The organism is Inquilinus sp. OTU3971 (assembly GCF_038440215.1).
This window is the reverse complement of the sequence record NZ_JASATH010000049.1, coordinates 1-20,422: the sequence shown is the minus strand read 5'-3', so window position 1 is coordinate 20,422 and position 20,422 is coordinate 1. Positions and strand designations below refer to the sequence as shown.

Genomic DNA, 20,422 nt, shown 5'->3' with positions numbered 1-20,422 from the left:
TCAGTCTTTCTGCCCGGCCGCCAGGATCGCGGCGCGGATGCGGTCCGGCGTCGCCGGCACCCGGCGGATGCGCGCGCCGGTGGCGTCGTGGATGGCGTTCAGGATGGCGGGCGCGGTCGGGATCAGCGCCTGCTCGCCGATGCCCTTGGCGCCGAAGGGGCCGACCGGGGCGGCATCCTCGATCAGGATCGATTCCACCGGCGGCATGTCGCCGGCCGAGGGGATCAGGTAGTCGTGCAGGTTCTCGCCGCGGCCGGGATGGAACTCCTCCATCAGCGCCAGGCCCAGCCCCTGGGCGGCGCCGCCCTCGATCTGGCCCTCGACCAGGGTCGGGTTGATCGCGCGGCCGACGTCGTGCGCAGCGGTGATCTTCAGCACGCGGACGGTGCCGAGCTCGGTGTCGACTTCGATCTCCGCCATATGCGCGCCGAAGCCGTAGACGGCGTAGGGCACGCCCTGGCCGTCCGCGTCCAGCGGGCTGGTCGGCGGGTCGAAGGTGGCCTCCGCCGCAAGCACATAGCCACGCTCGTCCTGCGGCAGCGCGGCGAGATCCAGGCTGCGGGCGTGCTCGCCCTCGGTCACGGTCACCCGGCCATCGGCGAAGGCGATGGCGGCACCCTCGCCGGCATTGGCCAGGCGCAGCAATGCGCGGCGCAGGTCGCGGCCCGCCAGCTCCGCCGCCTTGCCGGTGACGAAGGTCTGGCGCGAGGCCGAGGTCTTGCCGCAGTCCGGCGTCAGGTCGGTGTCGGCCGAGACCAGGTCGAAGCGGTCGATCGGCGCGCCCAGCGCGTCGGCGCAGATCTGGGTGACGACGGTGTTGGAGCCCTGGCCGATATCGACCGCGCCCTGGTGCAGCGCGATCCGCCCGTCCGGCTTCAGCCCGATGCGGATGGTCGACGGGTTGGGCAGCGAGGTGTTGCCGCAGCCATACCACATGCCGGCGACGCCGGCGCCGCGGCGCAGCGGGCCGGTGGCGGACTTGTTGAAGGCGGCGGCCTCGTCCTGCGCCCGGCGCCAATGCGGCCGCAGCGATTCCAGGCAGGCGCGAATGCCGGTGCCCTCGCCCAGCACCTGGCCGGTCACGGTCGGCTGGTCGGGGCGCAGGGCGTTGGCGATGCGGAACTCCAGCCGGTCGATCCCCAGCCGGTCGGCCAGCTCGTCGTAAAGCTGTTCCTGCGCCACCCCGGCCTGGGGCACGCCGAAGCCGCGGAAGGCCCCGGCCGGCACCAGATGGGTGTGCACGGCGCGGGTCAGGGCCCGGTAATGCGGCACGTAATAGGGGCCGGAGGCGTGCACCGGCACCCGGTTGGCCACGGTCGGGCCCCAGGAGGAATAGGCGCCGGTGTTGAAGTCGCCGGCGAAGTCCATCGCCACGAGCTTGCCGTCCCTGGTGGCGCCGACCTGGGCGCGGATTCGCGAGGGGTGGCGCTTGGTCGTGGTCATGATCGATTCGCTGCGGGAATAGACCATCCGCACCGGCCGCTTCAGATGCCAGGCCGCGATCGCGATGAAGGGCTGGATCGACAGGTCGAGCTTGGAGCCGAAGCCGCCGCCGACCGCGGTCGGGATGATGCGCACCGCCTCGGGCGGGATGCCGAGGATCCTGGCGACGTCGTCGCGGTCCATATAGGGCGCCTGGGTGCAGGCCTGGATCTCGATCCGGTCGCCGACCCGGCGGGCGAAGCCGGCCTCGGGCTCGATATAGGCGTGCTCGACGAAGCCGGTCTCGAACTCGCCCTCGACCACCACGTCCGCCGTTTCCAGCGCCGCCTCGGCATCGCCGCGCACAACCCGGCCGCGCACCAGGATGTTGCCGGCGCGGTCGGCATGGACCAAGTCGGCGCCCGGTGTCAGCGCGGCGTCGATGGTGGTGTGGGCCGGCAGGGGCTCCCAGGTCACCGGGAACTCCGACAGGTCGAGCGACTCGATCGCCCAGCTCTCGCCGGCCACCGCCGCCACCGCCTCGCCGCGGAACCGGGTCTCGGCTTCGGCGAAGGCCGGCTGGTCGGCGAAGGGACCGATCACGCCGAAGCGGTTCTCACCCGGCACGTCCCTCGCGGTGAACACGCGCACGATGCCGGGATGGGCGGCGACGAAGCCGTCGATGTCGCCGAAGGCGAAGCGGGCGCGGTGATGCGGGCTGCGAATGGCGCGCAGCGACAAGGCGCCGGACGGGGTCTCGTCGGCGCCGAACACGTCGCGTCCCTCGACCTTGCGGCGGCCGTCCAGCCGGTCGATCCGGGCCCCGACGGCACGGCCGGCCGCCGGCGCCTCGGCCGCTGCGGGCTCGGTCCGAGCGTCCAGGATGGCGGCGACGATCTTGCGATAGCCGGTGCAGCGGCACAGCACGCCGCCGATCGCGTCCATCACTTCGGCCTCGCTGGGCTCCGGAGTCCGGTCCAGCAGGGCGGCGGCGGCCACCAGCATGCCCGGGGTGCAGATGCCGCACTGGGCGGCGCCATGGCGCAGGAAGGCGGATTGCAGCCGCGACGCCGTCGGCGACTGCGCCGGCAGCCCCTCGATGGTGGTGACCCGGCGGCCCTCGACCTGGCCGGACGCGACCAGGCAGCCGCAGACCGGGGCGTCGTCCAGTAGCACGGTGCAGGCGCCGCAATCGCCGGCGTCGCAGCCGACCTTGGTGCCGGTCAGCCCCAGATCGTCGCGCAGCAGCCGGGTCAGCCGGCCGGCGGGGTCGGCCGGCACCTGCACCGGGCGGCCGTTCAGGGTGAAGCCGAGCACGGGGCGGGCATCCAGCATCTCAGATCTCCGCCGCGGCGCCGCGGGCGCAGGCGTCGAGCGCGCGGCGCACCAGGGTCAGGGCCGCATCCAGGCGGTAGGCGGCGCTGGCGCGGACATCGCCGATCGGCGACAGCGGCGCCAGATGCTCCGACCGGGCCAGCGCGCCGAGGCCGGGCCGCGCCGGGGCGCCGACCAGATCCCGCTCCAGCGCCGTCAGCCGTTGCGCGACGGCGGAGCAGGAGCCGACGGCGATCCGCGCCTCTACAACCCGGCCATCGGCATCGGCCGCGACCACCGCCGCCACCATGGCGATCGAGATCACGAGATAGCGGCGGGCGCCGAGCTTGAGGAAGGCCGAGGCACCGGCATCGATCGTCCGCGGCACGGTGACCGCGGTGACGATCTCGTCGTCGCGCCGGGCGGTGCGGCGGTTGCCGGAGATGAAGTCGGGCAGGGGCAGGGTGCGGGTGCCGGCGCGGGACCGCAGCTCCACCGCGGCGTCCAGCGCCAGCAGCGGCGGCACTCCGTCGGCGGCGGGGGAGGCGTTGCACAGATTGCCGGCGATGGTGCCCAGATTCTGGATCTGCACCGATCCGACCTCACGGGCCGCCGCCTTCAGCGCGTCGAAGCAGCGCGGCAGCGGGGCGGCGATGATGGTGCTCCAACTGGTGCGGGCGCCGATGCGGATGCGGTCGTCGCCGAGGACGATGCCGTCCAGTTCCGCCAGCCGCGAGATGTCGATGATCGGCCCGGCCAGCGGCCGGTCTCCCGCCGCCGGAAAGATGTCCGTTCCGCCCGCCAGGATGCGGCCGCCCGGCGCCGCAAGCGCTGCCACCGCCTCATCCAGCGTGCCTGGCCGGAGATACATGAGGGAAACTCCCTGGCCTGATCCTGTTCCGACAACCCGCCGTTCTCCGGCGGATATTTCGTTCGTATACAAACGATCTTCATCCGCGCCGGCAGGGCTGTCAAGGCGGGATCGACGAGGGGGAGGACCAGGCCGGATCGCTCTCTTAGCGAACAAGATCGGATAGGTTGTCGGGAGCAGTGCTCTCCCACATCTCGTCGAAGGCCGCCTTCGGCAGAGGCCGGCGTGTCGTCTCACTGAGGTTAACACCGCACTTCCGGCGCAAGCGGTCGGCTGTCTGCATGGGTGTCTCGGCTTCGTGATGCTCCATCGCTTTCTTCATGACGATGCCGATGGCCTTTGTGATGTTGGGGATCTGCAGCCTGGTTCGCCCTGACTATACCAACAACAGTCAGACGTAGGTTGGGTTCGCGCAGCGAACCCAACACAGCGATGCCCGAGATACTGTTGGGTTCACGTTGCCGCGAACCCAACCTACGGCTGCGGCACCAGCTTGATCCGCTGCTCCGCCGCGTCTTCCACCGCCGCGCGGCTGTAGAGCAGCGGCACCTGCTCGCCGCGGGCCCACAACGGGGCCAGATCGCGGTAGTGCGAAGAGCGCGGGTCGCCGGACTGGCCGGGCGCGTTGATGCAGGTGCTGCGGTCCCAGTCGCCGACATCCATGACGATGCGGACCGAGGCGCCGTGGGTGACCCGGAAATCGTCCGGACGGTAGGCAGCGTGCATCACGGTGGAGCCGCTGCCGCCCTTGGGCAGCGGGCCGATATCGAGCTCGGCCCGGCGGTCGGGCGCCACCGCGCTGGCCGGATGCTCGAAATAGCCATGGTGCAAATCGCCCCAGCGCCAGACCGACGGGTCACCGTCCAGGCGGCGTGTTGCGTCGCGCACGGCTTCGCCCAAAGTCTCGATCAGCAGCGCGTCGCGCGCGGCGGTGGGGTCGGCGCCGAAGCGGGCATCCGGCATCTCCAGCGCCGCCAGGATGCCGGCGACGTCGCCCGGCGCCAGCAGCCGGCGGATCGCCGGGTCGGGCACCAGCCTGGTGAACAGCGCCGGCTTCAGGTGCTTCGTCCACCACAGCTCGAACAGCGCCGCGGCGGGGGAACCGGCGTCGAGCCGGGCGTCCCAGCCGTGCAGCAACTCCAGCCCGCGCGCTGCCTCCTGTGCCTCGAGCGGCGCCAGCAGCCGCTGCATCCGCCGTGCCGGCACCGACGCCGTGTCGGCCTGCAGCGCCCGGGAGTCGGCGAGGCTGTGGCGGTCCTGGCCGGCCAGCACCTCGCGGATGCGCACGGCCCGGCTGTCCTCCAGCCATTCGAACCCCACCGGCCGCTCGTCATGCGGCCAGTCCGGCGGCAGGTTCAACTCGTTGGCGGTGGCGACGAAGCCTCCGGGAGGATTCACCAGCGCCGGCATCAGCGCCGGATCCATCATGCCGTCCCATTCATGGCTGCCGTCGCCCGGCACCGGCGCCAGGCCGCGCCAGTTCGGCCGCCGCGGCACATGGCCAGCCGGCAGCCAGGCGATGATGCCCGAGGTGTCGGCATAGACCTGGTTCACCGAGGGCGTGCCCCAGCGCCGCATCGCCGCCCGGAACTCGGCCAGAGTGCGGCTGCGCATGCCGGACAGGCTGGCGAGATAGGCGGCCGAGCCCGGCTCGAACCACACCGACCGCACCGCCACGGCGCTGCACCGGGCCGGGTCGGCATGGACCACGGGCCCGTGCCGGGTGAAGCGCAGGGTCCGCGTCTGCTCCGGCGCGCCCTTGACCGCGAAGCGTTCCTCGACTTTCCGCATCCGCTCCCAGCCCTCGCCGTAGCGATAGGAGTCGGGGTCGCTTGGCCTGGTCTCGTAGAGGTACACGTCCTCCTGGTCGGCGCCGAAGATGGTCAGGCTGAAGGCGACGGTGCCGTTGTGGCCCATCATGATGCCGGGGACGCTCGGCTCGCCGGCGCCGATCGCGTCGAAGCCGGGCGCGGTCAGGTGCACCAGGTAGCGCAGCGACGGCACGGTATGGGTGCGGTGCGGGTCGGTGGCCAGGATCGGCCGGCCGGTCTCGGTGCGGCTGCCATGCACCGCCCAGTTGTTGGATCCCTCATGTGCCTCGGCCCGCAGCACCTCGCCGAGATCGGTGGCCACCCGCCACAGATGCGCCTCGTCCAGCGTCGCTTTCAGCCGGTCCGGCGGGAAGGTCACCGGCGCCATCGCCAGGCGGAACAGAAGCAGCGCGTCCGGCGGCACCGCCTCGGGGTCGAAGCCCGGCACCGGCCCGACCTCGACCGGCGGCTCGACCGACTTGCGCAGCCGGTCGGTGGCGGCGTCGGCCCCGGCCAGCACATGGGCGCGCGCCAGCTCCGACAGCGCGTTGCGGGTCAGGCCGTGGCTGCGGATGCGGACGACATCCTCCGGCTGCCAGCGTGCCGGCCGGGTGCCGAACAGCCGGAACTCCTGCGGCAGCCGCTCCGGCTCGCGCTCGGTCAGCCCGACATAGGCGTTGATGCCGGCGGCGAAGCGGGTGCAGATCGCCTCCGCATCCTCGGCATAGGCGGTCCATTCCGCCGCCATGTCGCCGCGGTAGAGGAAGTGCCGGCTGGCGATGTCCTGGGCCAGGTAGCCTGGGCCGAAATCGGCGGCCAGCAGGCCCAGGCCGCGCTTGCGCCACAGGTCGATCTGCCACAGCCGGTCGCGGGCGGCGTTGAAGCCCTGCAGGAAGAAAAGGTCGTCCAGGCTGGCCGCGGTCAGATGCGGGATGCCCCAGCGGTCGACCAGGATTTCGGCCGGGGCGGTCAGGCCCGGAACGGCGATGGTGTCGGTCATTCCGGACCTCTCGCTTATTCCGCGGCCTGCAGCAGCTTGCGGCCCGGCCAGGTCTTGACGCCGGCCCGGGCATATTGCGGCGGCAGGGTCAGCTCGGCGCCCAACACCTCGGCGGCATGCCAGCCCCAACGCGGATCGTCCAGCACGGCGCGGGCCAGCGCCACCTGGTCGGCATCGCCGCGGGCGACGATGTCCTCCGCCTGGTGCGGGTCGACGATCAGGCCGACGGCGCGGGTGGTCAGCCCGCTCTGCTGCCGGATCTCGCGGGCCAGCGGCACCTGGTAGCCGGGGCCGGTCGGGATGCGCGCATGCGCGGCGTTGCCGCCGGAGCTGGCACAGATGAAGTCGAAGCCGATCGCCTTCAGCTCGGTCGCGAGGACCGTGGCCTCCTCGACGCCGAAGCCGCCGTCGACCCATTCCGAGGCGCTGACGCGGACACCCAGAGCGATGCCGGCCGGCACCGCGTCGCGAACCGCGCGAGCCACCGCCAGCGGGAAGGCGCGCCGCCGTTCGGCGTCGCCGCCCCAGCGGTCGTCGCGCCGGTTCGACAGCGGCGACAGGAAGCTGTGCAGCAGATAGCCATGGGCCATGTGCAGCTCGATGGCGTCGAAGCCCAGCCGCACCGCGCGCTCGGCCGCGGCGACGAAGGCGGCCTTCACCCGCTCCAGCCCGGCCTCGTCCAGCGCCTCGGGCGTGTGCCAGCCGGAATCGAAGGGCAGGGCGGAGGGGCCGACGGTCGGCCAGGGATCCTGGTCGGGGGCCAGGGCGCGGCCGCCCTCCCAGGGGCGCTGGGCCGAGGCCTTGCGGCCGGCATGGGCCAGCTGGATGCCGAAGCGGGTGCCGGGCAGGGCGACGGCGCGGGCCGCGGCCAAGGCGCGGGCGATCGACCGCCCATTGGCGTCGGAATAGAGGCCCAGGCAGCCATGGGTGATGCGGCCGCGGCGCTCGACGCCGGTCGCCTCCACCACCACCAGCGCGGCGCCGGACATGGCGAGGGTCATCCAGTGCTGCAGGTGCCAGTCGGTGGCGCTGCCGTCATCGGCCGAATACTGGCACATCGGGGCCACCACGATCCGGTTGGGCAGCGAGACCGGGCCGAGGGCAAGCGGGGAGAAGAGAGCGGACATGGGGGATCGCTCGATCGGTTGCGGGGCGCGAAGTTCGACGGCGTCGGACGAGATGTTATGTCAGATCTTTCGATCCGCACCAGCCATCGGCGCAGGGCAGATCCGACGGGATCGCGGTCAGTTCGGGCGGGCCCGCTGCGCCAGGGCGGGCGGCGGCGGGGCGGCCGGGCCGAAGGCGCGCAGGAAGGTGCGCACGGCATTCGCGACCCCGACATCGATCTCGGCCTCCGCCGGCCTGGTGCCGAGCATGTGGGAGATGTGGAAATCGGCGTGGATCAGGGCCAGGAACTGGCGCGCGGCCAGGTCCGGATCCTCGATCCGCAGATATCCGGCATGGGCCAGCCTGGCGAAGCGGGCGGCGATCGCGGCCCAGGCGGTGCCCGGCCCGTGCTCGCGCCAGGCGGCGAACAGCGCCGGGTAGCGCTCGCCCTCCGACTGGATCAGCTTGCGCAGCGCCCCGCCGTCGCGGTTGTACAGGCAGTTGCGCACCAGCCGCCCCGCGAAGGCGGTCATCTCCGCCTCCAGGTCCAGGGGCCGGTCGGGGAAGGTGGTCAGGGTCGAGAACAGGCCGGCATTGCAGCGCTCCGTCATCTCCCGCACCACGGCGACGAACAGCGCCTCCTTGTCGCCGTGATGGTTGTAGATGGTCTGGCGCGACACGCCGGCCTCGGCCGCGATCAGGTCGATGCTGGCGCCGGCGAATCCGTCGCGGCAGAACACCGCCGCCGCCGCGTCCAGCACCGAGGCGTGCTTGGCAACCTGGCCGCGCCGGGGCGGCACCGGCCGCCCGATCTGTTCCGACTCCTGCATGCCCTCACCATAAAGGGGCTTGACGATTTGGACAATACTGTCCAAAGTTTTGGACAGGGAGTCGCAGCGATCGCCCGCAGAGGCGATGCGCGGCTCGCTTTCATCATCCGCCCGGACCACCTCCGTCCGCCGGCCTCCGATTCCGGAAGACCGCTCATGTCCTCGTCGCTGCTGCGCTACGCGATCGTGCTCGGCCTGCTCACCGCCATGGGGCCGTTCGCGATCGACATGTACCTGCCGGCGCTGCCGGAGATCGGCCGCAGCCTCGGGGCCGGCACCGAGGCGGTGCAGGCCAGCCTGATGGCGTTCTTCATCTCGCTCGGCGTCGGCCAGCTGGTGTTCGGGCCGCTCTCCGACATGTTCGGGCGCAAGCTGCCGCTCTATGTCGGCCTGGCCGTGTTCCTCGCCGGCAGCATCGGCTGCGTGTTCGCGCCGGACATCGAGACGCTAATCGCCTTCCGCTTCGTCCAGGGGCTCGGCGCCTGCGCCGGCATGGTGATCCCGCGCGCCGTGGTGCGCGACCTACACACCGGGACCGAGGCGGCGCGGCTGATGTCGCTCCTGATGCTGGTGTTCAGCGTCTCGCCGATCCTGGCGCCCTTGGCCGGCAGCTTCGTGATCGAGGCGGCGGGCTGGCGTGGCGTGTTCTGGGTGGTGACGGTCCTCGCCGCGCTCGGCATCCTGCTGCTGGCGCTGTGCCTCTCCGAGACCCGGCCGCGGCACCACCGGGTGGAGAGCAGCATCGCCGGCGCGCTGTCGGCCTACCGGTCGCTGCTGACCGACCGGAAGTTCCTGGGCCTCACCTTCATCGGCGCCTTCGGCATCGCCAGCTTCTTCGCCTATCTCGCCAATTCCTCCTTCGTGCTGATCGAGCATTACGGCCTGTCGCCGCGGCTCTACAGCGTGTTCTTCTCGATCAACGCCGTGTCCTTCATCGGCGTGTCGCAATGCACCGCCTGGCTGGCCGCGCGCTTCGGCTTCGGCCGGATCGTCCGGGTTGCGGTCACCGGCTACGCCGCCGCCATGGTGCTGCTGCTGGCCGTCACTTTGGCCGGGGTCGACCGGCTGGAGGTGCTGGCGGCGCTGCTGTTCGTCGGCTACGGCTTCCTCGGCCTCGTCATCCCGACCACCTCGGTGCTGGCGCTGGAGGAGCACGGCGCCGTCGCCGGCACCGCCTCCGCCCTGATGGGCACGCTGCAATTCGTCACCGGCGCCGTGGTGATCGCGGTGGTCGGACCGTTCTTCGACGGCACCTCGCTGCCGATGGTGGCGGGCATCACCGCATGCGCCGCCATCGCCTTCGTGCTGGCCCAGGCGACGCTGGGCCGCCGCCGGCCGGCCGAGGTGCCGGCGGAATAGCCGGCGGCATCCGTGACTTGCCGACTCCTTGAAATCCGGAGCGAACGAAACCAGATCATGAGGGACTCCGCGCAGTCGCGCGAAGCGTTGTGGCTCGGTTGATCTTCACATGTGGAGGTTGGTCATGGCTGCTGCAACGACGGAAGACAGGAAGCCGCAGGACTGGGCCAATCTGGTCTTGGCGGTCGTCTTGTTCATCTCTCCCTGGGTGGTTGGCTTCGTGGGCGAGACCGTGCCCACCTGGAACGCCTGGATCGTGGCCGTGCTGATCGGCCTGGTTGCGATCGCGACGCTCTCGGCCTTCGCCGAATGGGAGGAGTGGGTGAACCTGGTTCTCGGCGTCTGGCTGATCGTCGCCCCCTGGGCGCTCGGCTTCGCCGCCAGCATCAACGCCATGTGGACCCATGTGGTCCTTGGCGTGCTGGCGGTGGCCCTGTCGGCCTGGGCGCTGTGGGACTGGCGTCACACCCCGCATGCTCATGCCTGAGGCATGAGGCCATAGCCTGTGAGGCCCGCTGCCGTGAGACAGCGGGCCTTTTTCGTCAGGCGTTGGGGCCGCCGTCGACGGCGATCGACGCCCCTGTCACCCGGCGCCCGCCCTTGCCGGCCAGATGGTCGACCATGACGGAGAGGGTCATGGTCGACCCCGCGGGCGTAGATCCCGCGCCAGGCCGCGGGTCAGCCCGATCAGCGCCGTCTCGGTCAGTCGGCGAGGCAGGTCCGATCGAGACGATCCGCCCGCCGCGGTCCAGGTTCCGGCCGAATAGTCGGCGTCGCTCAACTTATGGATTAATTGCAATTTGAGCCGAATACGCATTAATTATTACTGACTCCGCGCAATGGCGCGAAGCTTTGTGGCTTGGTTGATCTTCACAACAGGAGGTTGGTCGTGGCTGCTGCGACGATGAAAGGCACGAGGCCGCGGGACTGGGTCGATCTGGTCCTGGCGGTCTCCGTGCTGGTCTCTCCCTGGATGGCTGCCGCGTGGACGCGTGTCGTTTTCGGCGCGCTGGCAGTGGCCATGTCGGCCTGTACGCTGTGGGATTGGCATCACACCCTGCGAGCCCGCGCCTGATGCGTGGGGGCTGGTCACCCTGAGACCCGCTGCCGCAAGGCAGCGGGTCTTTTCGATTCCGACCTACGCGTTCACGCCTCCATCCACGGCGATCGATGCGCCGGTCACCCAGCGACCGCCTTCGCCGGCCAGATGGGCAACCATCGCAGCGATATCCGCGGCCTCGCCGTAGTGGCCGAGGGCGATGCCTTGGCGCTGCCCGTCCGCGCCGGGCCCGTCCGCCGGGTTCATGTCGGTGTCGGTCGGGCCGGGATGGATGATGTTGGCGGTGATGCCGCGCGGGCCGAGATCCCGGGCCAGGCCGCGGGTCAGCCCGGTCAGCGCCGCCTTGGTCATGACGTAGAGCGTCATGTTCGGTGCGCCGGCATAGTCGGCGAGGCAGGACCCGATCGAGATGATCCGCCCGCCCTGGCCCAGATGCTTGGCTGCCGCCTGCGCCGCCAGGAAGCTGGAGCGGACATGGATCGCCAGGGTGCGGTCCAGCTCGTCCTCGCCGACCTCCTCGAACGGGCCGTAGGGGAAGACCCCGGCATTGTTGACCAGGATGTCGATCCGCCCGAGCTCGGCCACCGCCCGCTCCACCGCCGCCTGCACCGCCTTGCCGTCCGTGGCGTCGGCGGCGATCGCCAGGCCGCGCCGGCCGATGGCCTCGATCCGCCGGACCACGGCCTGCGCCTTGTCGGGCGAGGCGGAATAGGTCAGCGCCACATCGGCGCCGTCCTGCGCCAGCCGCTCCGCGATCGCGGCGCCGATGCCGCGGCTGCCGCCGGTGACCAGCGCGACCTTTCCGGACAGTCCGGACATGGGGATCTCCATTTATGTGTTGATCGATACAAAAATCTATATCCAGCTTGCCGGCCGCTGTCCAGTGATTTATGTATTGCTTGACACAGAAAGGATCCGCAATGGCCGAACGGGGCCGTCCCCGCAGCTTCGATCGGGCCGCCGCCCTGCACCGGGCGATGGAGGTGTTCTGGGCGCGCGGCTATGACGGCGCGTCGATGGCCGACCTCACCGCCGCGATGGGCATCAACTCGCCCAGCCTCTATGCCGCCTTCGGCTGCAAGGAGGCGCTGTTCCGCGAGGCGCTCGAGCTCTACGAGTCGGGCGAGGGCGGCTCGGCCTCCCGATCGCTGCAGGAGGGGTCGACGGCGCGGGCGGGGATCGAGGCGATGCTGCGCGAGAACGCGGTGGCCTACACCGCGCCGGACCGGCCGCCCGGCTGCATGATCGTGCTGGCCTCGGCCGTCGGCATCCCGGCCAGCCCGGAGGTGCGCGACTATCTGCAGGCGGCCGGGCGCCGGTCGGTGGCGCAGATCAAGGCGCGGCTGGACCGCGGCGTGGCCGAGGGCGATGTGCCGGCAGGCGCCGACACCCAGGCCATCGCCGCCTATTTCGCCACCGTGCTCAACGGGCTGACCATCCAGGCGCGCAACGGCGCCGGCTGCCCGGCGCTGCAGTCCGTGGTCGACAGCGCCATGACCGGCTGGGATGTGCTGATAGCGCCGCGCCCGGCTGCCTGAAGCTGGGCTCCCGCACCCTCCGGACACCGCCCGTTTTCGCGACGATCCGCGATTGACAGGACGTCGACGATATGTCGACAATTTGTCTTCAAATCAGCTCCGGACAGGGTGGCATGGTGCGAGACGGAACGACGGGGGGCACCCCCGCCGGCAATGGCCGCAGGCCGCGCGGCGTCGGCGGCCGCAGGCCGCGCGGCGTCGGCGCCATCGTGTCCTCGGCCCATCTCGCCGCCGGCGCCTCGCCGGCCCTGTCCGAACTCGAATTCGGCCTGATCCTCGCCTCCCACGCCTTCTCGCGCTGGATGGTCCGCTGCATGGCCGCGGCCGGGGTGCCGGGCCTGTCGGCGATGGAGGTGCTGATCCTGCATTCGGTGCGGCACCGCGACCGGGCCAAGACCCTGGCCGATCTCTGCCTCGTCCTCGACATCCAGGACACCCATGTCGCCACCTATGCCATCCGCAAGCTGGCGACCGCCGGGCTGGTCGCCACCGGCCGGGCCGGCAAGGAGAAGCTGATCCGCATCACCGACGCCGGCCGCGCCGCCTGCGACCGCTACGCCGAGATCCGCGAGCGCCTCCTGGTCCGGGCCACCACCTCGACCGGCCCGGCGGAGGAGGTGCTGTCGCAGATCGGCGCCCAGCTGCGCGCCTTGTCCGGCTCCTACGAGCAGGCCGCCCGCGCGGCGACGACGCTGTGACCGGCGCCGTCGAGACGCTCGACGCGCCGCATTCCGACGCGGTGGCAGACGGCGCCCTGCTGTCGGTCCGCGGCCTCACGGTCACCTTCGACACACCCACGGGTCCCTTCGCCGCGGTGCAGTCGCTCGGCTTCGATCTCGCCCCGGGCCGGACGCTGGCCATCGTCGGCGAATCCGGCTCGGGAAAATCGGTCACGGCGCTGTCGGTGATGCGGCTGGTCCGGCATGTCGGCGGCGCCATCACCGGCGGCTCGATCCGGTTCCGGCCGGAAAGCGGGGCGCCGATCGACCTGGTGCAGGCGCCGGAGGACCGGCTGCGCGCGATCCGCGGCAACGACATCGCGATGATCTTCCAGGAGCCGATGACGTCGCTGAACCCGGTCTTCACCATCGGCAACCAGATCGTCGAGGCGCTGGTGCTGCACCAGCGGCTGAGCCTGCGTGAGGCACGGCGGGAGGCGGAGGCGCTGCTGCGCCGGGTGCGGCTGCCGGATGCCGGGACGATGCTGGGCCGCTACCCGCACCAGCTGTCGGGCGGCATGCGCCAGCGGGTGATGATCGCCATGGCGCTGTGCTGCCGGCCGCGCCTGCTGATCGCGGACGAGCCGACGACGGCGCTGGACGTCACCATCCAGGCCCAGATCCTGACCCTGATCCGCGAGCTGCAGCGCGACCTCGGCATGGCCGTGCTGTTCATCACCCACGACATGGGCGTGGTGGCGGAGATGGCGGACGAGGTGCTGGTGATGTGGCGCGGCCGCAGGGTCGAGCAGGCGCCGGTGCGCGAGATCTTCCGGGCGCCGCAGCACCCCTACACAAGGGCGCTGCTGTCGGCGGTGCCGCGGCTCGGCAGCCTGGCCGGCGAGGATTTGCCAAAGCGGATTCCGCTGATCGTGCTGGACGGCGACACGCCGCGCAGCGTCGGCGAGACCCGGGTGCAGGACACCGCCGACCCTTCGGCGCCGCTGCTGTCGGTCGACCGGCTGACCACCCGCTTCGACGTGAAGAAGACCATGCTCGGCCGCGTCACCCACCGGGTCCATGCGGTGGAGGAGGTCAGCTTCGAGGTCTATCCCGGCGAGACTCTGGCGCTGGTCGGGGAATCCGGCAGCGGCAAGTCGACCATCGGCAAGACCCTGCAGCAGCTGGTGGCGCCGACCTCCGGTTCGATCCGCTTCGAGGGGCAGGACGTGCTGGCGATGGGCGCGGTGGAGCGGCGGCGGCTGCGCCAGAAGATCCAGTACGTGTTCCAGGACCCCTTCGCCGCGCTCGATCCGCGCAAGAAGGTCGGTTTCTCGATCGCCGAGCCGATCGTCACCCACCGGCTGGCGGAAGGCCGCACGGCAGTGACCCGGCGGGTGCATGAGCTGCTGGAGCGCGTCGGCCTGCCGGCGGCCCGGGCCGGCCGCTACCCGCATGAGTTCAGCGGCGGCCAGCGTCAGCGCATCTGCATCGCCCGGGCCCTGGCCAGCGACCCGAAGCTGATCATCGCTGACGAATCCGTCTCCGCCCTCGACGTCTCGATCCAGGCCCAGATCGTCGACCTCTTGATGGAGCTGCAGGCGCGGCAGCGCTTGTCCTATCTGTTCATCACCCACGACATGGCGGTGGTGGAGAAGATCAGCCATCGGGTCGCGGTGATGTATCTCGGCCAGATCGTCGAGATCGGGCCACGCCGGGCGGTGTTCGAGACGCCGCGCCATCCATACACGAAGCGGCTGCTGGCGGCGGTGCCGGTGGCCGATCCGGAGCGCGCGGGCAACCGCCCGGCGCTGGAGGGCGAGATCCCCAGCCCGGTGCGCGCGGTCGGCGACGAGCCGGCGATCCACCGGCTGCGTCCGGTCGGGCCCAACCATTTCGCGGCGGTCGAGGCATGAGCCGCCATCACAACAGAACAGGGAAGGCGATGATGCTCAAAGGAACCATCGGCAAGCACGCTCTCGGACTGGCCCTGGCGGCGGCGCTGCTGCCGGCCGCGGCGTCCCAGGCCCAGGCGGCGGGGACGCTGACCGTCGCGCTGCGGCAGGACCCCGGCAGTTGGGACCCGATCGACACCTTCCTGGTCGCCTGGGGCTCGGTCGGCAGCCAGATCTTCGACGGGCTGGTGATGCGCGGGCCCGATCTCAAGCTGGTGCCCGGCCTGGCGACGAGCTGGGAGTTCCTGGACGACGCCAACCGCATCCGCTTCCATCTGCGCGAGGGCGTGACCTTCCAGAACGGCGAGGCCTTCGACGCCGCCGCGGTGAAGTTCACCTTCGACCGGCTGCTCGGCGCCGAGGGCGCCAAGGGGCCGCAGCAATCGAACTACAACTCGATCGACCATGTCGCGGTGGTCGACGACCACACGGTCGATTTCGTGATGAAGCGGCCCGACCCGGTGCTGCTGACCAAGCTGGCCGGCTACGGCGCCATGATCGTGCCGCCGAAAACCATCGCCGAGAAGGGCGACGACGCCTTCAACAGCGCGCCGATCGGCACCGGCCCGTTCAAGGTCGTGTCCTACGAGCCGAAGGTCAGCCTGACGCTCGAGGCCAATCCCAACTACTGGGGCGGGGCGCCGAAGATCGACAAGCTGGTCTACCGCTTCATCGCCGAATCCTCGACCCGGGTGGCCGAGCTGCAGGCCGGCCGCGTCGACGTCGCGACCCAGGTCGAGGTCGCCCAGGTGCCGGTGATCGAGCAGGATTCGAAGCTGCAGATCGTCAGCCTGCCAGGCCCGACCGTCTACGCCATGCGCTTCAACACCAAGGACCCGCTGACCGCAAAGGAGGCGGTGCGCAAGGCGATCATCATGGCGGTCGACCGCGACACCATCGTCAAGACCGTGCTGGCCGGCCAGGCCGAGCCGATCGTCAGCTTCCAGAGCCGCCTGTCCTTCGGCTATCCGCCCGAGCTGAAGCCGCTGCCCTTCGACCCGGCCGGCGCCAAGGCGCTGCTGGCGCAGGCCGGGGTGCGGCCGGGCACGCCGCTGCAGCTCGACTTCCGCGGCGACAATGCCACCCTGCGCGAGGTGCTGCAGGCGGTCGCCGGCTACCTCCAGATGGTCGGCTTCAAGGCGACGCTGAAGCCCTATGAGAGCAATGTCTTCCTCAACGACATCGTGCCGAACGGCAAGACCGGCGCGCTGTTCCAGGAGGGCTGGGGCGGCTGGACCTTCGACTACGACAACACCGCCTATCTGATGTACCACACCGGCGAGAAGTGGAACCCGTACGACAGCATCCCCGAGCTCGACGCGATGCTGGAGGCGCAGCGCAAGACCTACGACCCGGCCGAGCGCGAGAAGACGCTGCAGCAGGTCGCCGGCTACGTCGCCGACAAGGCGATGGAGCTGCCGCTGTACAACCAGAACACCATCTACGGCGTCAGCAAGCGCGTGCAGAACGCGCAGTTGCCCTCCGACGAGCGGATGCGCTTCGTCGACGCGACCGTCGAATGATCGGCGGAGCTTCTACGGAGCGGCTCTCTCTCTTAGTCCCCCCTCCCACTGCGGGAGGGGGGCAGGGGGAGGGGGTTCATTCCGCCAGAGCCGTCGCCGCGAGTTGCTTGCGCAATCCGGCCTGGACGACCGCACCCCGGTTCCCTTCGATCGACAACCCCCTCCCCCTAGCCCCCTCCCGCGAGGGGAGGGGGGACTCAGTTCTGCTGCGGCGGGCCCACCCATGATCGGCTTCGTCGCCAGGCGGGTGGCGCTCGCGGTGTTCGTGGTGCTGGTGGTGACGCTGCTGGTCTCCTGGGCGATCCGGCTGACCGGCGATCCGGCGGTCATGCTGGCCCAGGGCGCCGGCAGCGTGACCGAGGAGGATTTGCAGCGGATCCGCATCGCCCTCGGCCTCGACCGGCCGTTCCTGGTCCAGTATCTCGGATTCCTGCAGGGCCTGTTGACCGGGGATCTCGGCCGCAGCTTCCTCGGCAACACCCCCGTCACCCTGCTGGTCGGCCGGGCGCTGCCGGCGACGCTGCTGCTGGCCTTCGTCTCGCTCTTCGCCTCGATCGCCCTGTCGATCCCGCTCGGCATCCATGCCGCCGTGCACAAGGGCCGGGCGGTCGACCAGGGGATCCGCATCCTGTCGCTGGTCGGGCTGTCCTTCCCGAACTTCTGGCTCGCCATGATGATGGTGCTGGTGTTCTCCATCGCGCTGGGCTGGCTGCCGCCGAGCGGGATGGAGGGCTCCGCCAGCCTGGTGATGCCGGCCGCCACCATGGCGATCATCCTGACCGCGACCAATGTCCGGCTGGTGCGCACCGCGATGCTGGAGACGCTGTCGGCGCAATACGTCATGGTCGCCCGCAGCAAGGGCCTGCGCGAGCGGGTGGTGCTGTACAAGCACGCGCTGCGCAACTGCGCCATCCCGCTGATCACCTATATCGGGCTGCAGTTCGGCGGGCTGGTCGGCGGCATCGTGGTGGTCGAGCAGGTCTTCGCCTGGCCCGGCATGGGATCGCTGGCCTTCGACGCCATCGCCGCGCGCGACTATCCGGTGCTGCAGGCGGTGATCACGGTGCTGGCGATCCTGATCGTCGTCATCAACCTCGCGGTCGACATCGCCTATGGGCTGGTCGATCCGCGCATCCGCACCGAGTAGCCGATGGCCGTGATCGAAGACCGCCGGCCCTGGTCGCGCCGCCTGCGCAACCTCGAGTTCATCCTCGGCGCTGTGCTGACCGGCATCATGGTGCTGGCGGTGCTATGCGCCGGCCTGCTGTTCCCGGACGGCGGGGAGGGGTTCGACCTGACCGCCCGGCTGCTGCCGCCGTTCCACTCCTGGGCGCATCCGCTCGGCACCGACCCGGTCGGCCGCGACGTGCTGGCCCGGGTGGTGACCGGCGGCGGCATCTCGCTGACCGTCGGCTTCGCCTCGGTGGCCGGGGCCGTGGTGCTGGGCACGCTGGCCGGCCTGATCGCCGGCTACTATCGCGGGATCTGGGACCTGGTGCTGATGCGCTGCGCCGACGTGCAGCAGGCGCTGCCCTTCATCCTGATCGCGCTGACCTTCATCGCCATCCTCGGCGGCGGTCTCGACCGGCTGATCTTCTTCATGGTGATCTCGCAATGGGTGCAGTACGCCCGCCTCGTGCGCGGCTCGGTGCTGTCGCTGCGCGAGCGGGAATTCGTGCAGGCCGCCGCGGCGATCGGCGTGCGCGACCACCGCATCATCCTCGACCACCTGCTGCCCAACGTGCTGGGGCCGATCGTCATCCTGATGACGCTGAACGTGGCCAACAACATCCTGCTGGAGAGCAGCCTGACCTTCCTCGGCCTCGGCGTCGACCCGCTGATCCCCAGCTGGGGCGGCATGCTGGCCGACGGCCGCACCTATGTGCAGACCGCCTGGTGGATCAGCGTCTTCCCCGGCCTCGCCATCATGCTCACCGTGCTCGGCCTGAACCTCCTGGGCGACTGGCTGCGCGACGTCCTCGACCCGACCGGAAAGCTCTGATCATGACCCTTCTCCTGGACCGCGAGGCGCCGCGGACCCTCGACGCCCTGCTGCGCGACCTGTCCGACGGCCACCAGGGCGCGGCGGTGGAGGCCTGGCTGTTCGAGGACGAGGCGGCGCGCCGCGAGGCCGAGACGGCGCTGGCCACGGCCGGCGTCTCGGCCCGGCTGCGCAGCGCCTACAAGCCGCTGCTGCACGCCGTCCTGGAGGAGATCGAGATCGAGGGTCTGGCCTCGGCCGTCATCCGCTACCCGGTCCATCCCGCCGCGGTGCCCGACCGCTTCCTGCTCGAAGCCTATCCGCTGAAGGCGCTGCTGGACGGGGTCGAGCTGCGCTTCGAGCCGGGCGACGAGACGTTGCGCTACCGCGTGGCCCTGACCTGGCGCGACGGCCGCACCGCGATGACGGAGGTGTTCGCCCCGAACCATCTCGGCCTCGATCATCTCGGCGCCGCCAGCCTGTCGCCAACCGGCTGGCTGCGTATCACCGGCCGGCCCGACGGCCAGCCGGACCGGGACGAGCGGCTGGAGACCGAGGTCGAAGGCCTGTTCCGCGCCGCGGTCGAGACCGTCCAGGCCCATCCCTGGGGCAGCGACGAGCCCTATTTCGAGCGTCTGTCGATCGCGGTCGAGGCGCCGGCGATCGAGCGGGTGCTGCCGTTCCACGAGGAGGCCGTCAGCCTGCACGAGGCGCTGCACGAGGACCTCTACTTCACGCTGCTCGAGCTGTTCCAGCGCCATTCCGCCCGCCCGCTCGGCGACCGCAGGCTGCAGCCGGGCCAGATCGTGCCGGAGATCCGGGCCGGCGCGCCCCGGGTGCGGGTCGAGACCGTGCCGTTCAGCGATCTTGGCGTCGACCTCGCCGACGAGGCCGGCGACTGGCCGGAGCAGCCGCTGGAGACGGCCGAGGCGCCGCTGTCGATCGGCCAGGTGCATCGCGCGCTGGCGGAACTCGGCGGCCAGCCGATCCTGGCGCGGTCGCGGCAGGGCAGGGCGGTACCGGGGCTGATCCGGCCGGGGGCGCGCCCGGCCGTGGTGGTCACCGGCGGCCAGCACGCCAACGAGACCACCGGCGTGGTCGGCGCCCTGCGCGCCGCGCGGGTGCTGCTGCAGGATCCGGAGACGCACCTTGCGCTGATCCCGCTGGAGAACCCGGACGGCTACGCCCTGCACCAGCGGCTGTGCCGGGACAATCCGCGGCACATGCACCATGCCGCGCGCTACACCGCGCTGGGCGACGACCTGGAGTACCGGACCGGCGACGGGCTCTACGAGCGCGCGGCGCGCAGCGAGGCGATCGCGCGCACCGGGGCGCAGCTGCATGTCAACCTGCACGGCTATCCGGCGCATGAATGGACCCGGCCCTTCACCGGCTACCTGCCGCGCGGCTTCGAGATGTGGACCATCCCGAAGGGCTTCTTCCTGATCCTGCGCCACCATCCGGGTTGGGAGGAGCCGGGGAGGGCGCTGATCGAGGCGATCTCCCGCCGCCTGGCCCGGATCGAGCCGCTGCTGGAGCTGAATCGGACACAGCTTGCCGCCTATGGCGCCCATGCCGGGGCCGGGCCCTTCACCGTGATCAACGGCATCCCCTGCCTGATCGGCCCCGACGAGCGCCATGTGCCGCCGCTGACCCTGATCACCGAATACCCGGACGAGACCATCTACGGCGACCGCTTCGCCCTGGGCCACCAGGTGCAGATGGAGACGGTGCTGGCGGCGGTGGAGCATCATGCGGGGGTGGTGGCGTAAGGCCCGCTAGGCGGCTTAGGTCGTGCGGCCTCTCCTCCCTGCGAGTCGATCATCTGAACCGACCTGTGCTTTCCACTCTCCCCCTCCCCTTGCGGGAGGGGGTAGGGGGAGGGGGCTCTTTCGGCTCGACCCTGTCTGGACTGCTGCAGACCAGCGCGGGGGGAGTTCAGTCCTCTGCCCATTCGCGCGCGGACGCGCGCAGACCCCGCCCCCAGCCCCC

16 protein-coding genes are annotated in these 20,422 nt (G+C 70.9%); 10 read left to right on the top strand and 6 right to left on the bottom strand.

Annotated features, from left to right (window positions below; all coding sequences use genetic code 11):
- The 5 genes from AAHM41_RS14670 to AAHM41_RS14650 form a co-directional block, all read right to left on the bottom strand.
- Positions 1-2,757, bottom strand: coding sequence for a molybdopterin-dependent oxidoreductase (locus AAHM41_RS14670; protein ID WP_342237294.1), 2,757 nt, complete (start codon positions 2,755-2,757; stop codon positions 1-3).
- A gap of 1 nt (position 2,758) precedes the next feature.
- Positions 2,759-3,607, bottom strand: coding sequence for an FAD binding domain-containing protein (locus tag AAHM41_RS14665; RefSeq protein WP_342237293.1), 849 nt, complete (start codon positions 3,605-3,607; stop codon positions 2,759-2,761).
- Positions 3,608-4,081: 474 nt separating this feature from the next.
- The gene (locus AAHM41_RS14660) at positions 4,082-6,418 is read right to left on the bottom strand and encodes a penicillin acylase family protein (protein WP_342237292.1); all 2,337 of its coding nucleotides are present in this window, start codon (positions 6,416-6,418) and stop codon (positions 4,082-4,084) included.
- 14 nt (positions 6,419-6,432) lie between these two features.
- The gene (locus AAHM41_RS14655) at positions 6,433-7,545 is read right to left on the bottom strand and encodes an NADH:flavin oxidoreductase/NADH oxidase (protein ID WP_342237291.1); all 1,113 of its coding nucleotides are present in this window, start codon (positions 7,543-7,545) and stop codon (positions 6,433-6,435) included.
- A gap of 117 nt (positions 7,546-7,662) precedes the next feature.
- Positions 7,663-8,355 carry a TetR/AcrR family transcriptional regulator gene (locus AAHM41_RS14650; protein WP_342237290.1) on the bottom strand — a complete coding sequence of 231 codons (693 nt, stop codon included), beginning with the start codon at positions 8,353-8,355 and terminating at the stop codon, positions 7,663-7,665.
- A 156-nt stretch (positions 8,356-8,511) separates the two neighbouring features.
- Here AAHM41_RS14650 and AAHM41_RS14645 point away from each other — a divergent pair, with 156 nt between their 5' ends.
- From AAHM41_RS14645 to AAHM41_RS14635, 3 genes are all read left to right on the top strand, one after another.
- Complete coding sequence (locus tag AAHM41_RS14645) at positions 8,512-9,714, top strand: multidrug effflux MFS transporter (protein ID WP_342237289.1); 1,203 nt, start codon at positions 8,512-8,514, stop codon at positions 9,712-9,714.
- A gap of 124 nt (positions 9,715-9,838) precedes the next feature.
- The gene (locus tag AAHM41_RS14640; RefSeq protein WP_342237288.1) at positions 9,839-10,201 is read left to right on the top strand and encodes an SPW repeat protein; all 363 of its coding nucleotides are present in this window, start codon (positions 9,839-9,841) and stop codon (positions 10,199-10,201) included.
- Between the two features lie 402 nt (positions 10,202-10,603).
- A complete protein-coding gene (locus tag AAHM41_RS14635; RefSeq protein WP_342237287.1) occupies positions 10,604-10,789 on the top strand; it encodes a hypothetical protein in 186 nt (61 codons plus the stop codon).
- Positions 10,790-10,852: 63 nt separating this feature from the next.
- Here the strand turns inward: AAHM41_RS14635 and AAHM41_RS14630 are convergent, their stop codons facing one another.
- A complete protein-coding gene (locus AAHM41_RS14630) occupies positions 10,853-11,593 on the bottom strand; it encodes an SDR family NAD(P)-dependent oxidoreductase (RefSeq protein WP_342237286.1) in 741 nt (246 codons plus the stop codon).
- Between the two features lie 101 nt (positions 11,594-11,694).
- Here AAHM41_RS14630 and AAHM41_RS14625 point away from each other — a divergent pair, with 101 nt between their 5' ends.
- The 7 genes from AAHM41_RS14625 to AAHM41_RS14595 all read left to right on the top strand — a co-directional run bounded on the left by AAHM41_RS14625 (position 11,695) and on the right by AAHM41_RS14595 (position 20,202).
- Complete coding sequence (locus AAHM41_RS14625) at positions 11,695-12,312, top strand: TetR/AcrR family transcriptional regulator (RefSeq protein ID WP_342237285.1); 618 nt, start codon at positions 11,695-11,697, stop codon at positions 12,310-12,312.
- Between the two features lie 113 nt (positions 12,313-12,425).
- Positions 12,426-13,010, top strand: coding sequence for a winged helix DNA-binding protein (locus AAHM41_RS14620; protein WP_342237284.1), 585 nt, complete (start codon positions 12,426-12,428; stop codon positions 13,008-13,010).
- On the top strand, positions 13,007-14,887 hold the full coding sequence (locus tag AAHM41_RS14615; protein WP_342237283.1) for an ABC transporter ATP-binding protein: 1,881 nt from the start codon (positions 13,007-13,009) through the stop codon (positions 14,885-14,887). Before AAHM41_RS14620 ends, AAHM41_RS14615 begins: the two co-directional genes overlap by 4 nt.
- A gap of 32 nt (positions 14,888-14,919) precedes the next feature.
- The gene (locus AAHM41_RS14610; protein WP_342237282.1) at positions 14,920-16,449 is read left to right on the top strand and encodes an ABC transporter substrate-binding protein; all 1,530 of its coding nucleotides are present in this window, start codon (positions 14,920-14,922) and stop codon (positions 16,447-16,449) included.
- Positions 16,450-16,672: 223 nt separating this feature from the next.
- Complete coding sequence (locus AAHM41_RS14605) at positions 16,673-17,596, top strand: ABC transporter permease (RefSeq protein WP_342237281.1); 924 nt, start codon at positions 16,673-16,675, stop codon at positions 17,594-17,596.
- A 3-nt stretch (positions 17,597-17,599) separates the two neighbouring features.
- Positions 17,600-18,451: an ABC transporter permease gene (locus tag AAHM41_RS14600; protein WP_342237280.1), complete on the top strand. Its 852-nt coding sequence runs from the start codon at positions 17,600-17,602 to the stop codon at positions 18,449-18,451.
- A 2-nt stretch (positions 18,452-18,453) separates the two neighbouring features.
- Entirely contained in the window at positions 18,454-20,202 is a 1,749-nt protein-coding gene (locus AAHM41_RS14595) for a M14 family zinc carboxypeptidase (protein ID WP_342237279.1), read from the top strand.
- Positions 20,203-20,422 lie beyond the last annotated feature (220 nt).

Excerpts from the sequence above, each read along its gene's own strand:
- AAHM41_RS14670 (WP_342237294.1), bottom strand. The coding sequence starts at position 2,757 with ATGCTGGATGCCCGCCCCGTGCTCGGCTTCACCCTGAACGGCCGCCCG.
- AAHM41_RS14665 (WP_342237293.1), bottom strand. The coding sequence starts at position 3,607 with ATGTATCTCCGGCCAGGCACGCTGGATGAGGCGGTGGCAGCGCTTGCG.
- AAHM41_RS14660 (WP_342237292.1), bottom strand. The coding sequence starts at position 6,418 with ATGACCGACACCATCGCCGTTCCGGGCCTGACCGCCCCGGCCGAAATC.
- AAHM41_RS14655 (WP_342237291.1), bottom strand. The coding sequence starts at position 7,545 with ATGTCCGCTCTCTTCTCCCCGCTTGCCCTCGGCCCGGTCTCGCTGCCC.
- AAHM41_RS14650 (WP_342237290.1), bottom strand. The coding sequence starts at position 8,355 with ATGCAGGAGTCGGAACAGATCGGGCGGCCGGTGCCGCCCCGGCGCGGC.
- AAHM41_RS14645 (WP_342237289.1), top strand. The coding sequence starts at position 8,512 with ATGTCCTCGTCGCTGCTGCGCTACGCGATCGTGCTCGGCCTGCTCACC.
- AAHM41_RS14640 (WP_342237288.1), top strand. The coding sequence starts at position 9,839 with ATGGCTGCTGCAACGACGGAAGACAGGAAGCCGCAGGACTGGGCCAAT.
- AAHM41_RS14630 (WP_342237286.1), bottom strand. The coding sequence starts at position 11,593 with ATGTCCGGACTGTCCGGAAAGGTCGCGCTGGTCACCGGCGGCAGCCGC.
- AAHM41_RS14625 (WP_342237285.1), top strand. The coding sequence starts at position 11,695 with ATGGCCGAACGGGGCCGTCCCCGCAGCTTCGATCGGGCCGCCGCCCTG.
- AAHM41_RS14620 (WP_342237284.1), top strand. The coding sequence starts at position 12,426 with ATGGTGCGAGACGGAACGACGGGGGGCACCCCCGCCGGCAATGGCCGC.
- AAHM41_RS14610 (WP_342237282.1), top strand. The coding sequence starts at position 14,920 with ATGCTCAAAGGAACCATCGGCAAGCACGCTCTCGGACTGGCCCTGGCG.
- AAHM41_RS14605 (WP_342237281.1), top strand. The coding sequence starts at position 16,673 with ATGATCGGCTTCGTCGCCAGGCGGGTGGCGCTCGCGGTGTTCGTGGTG.
- AAHM41_RS14600 (WP_342237280.1), top strand. The coding sequence starts at position 17,600 with ATGGCCGTGATCGAAGACCGCCGGCCCTGGTCGCGCCGCCTGCGCAAC.
- AAHM41_RS14595 (WP_342237279.1), top strand. The coding sequence starts at position 18,454 with ATGACCCTTCTCCTGGACCGCGAGGCGCCGCGGACCCTCGACGCCCTG.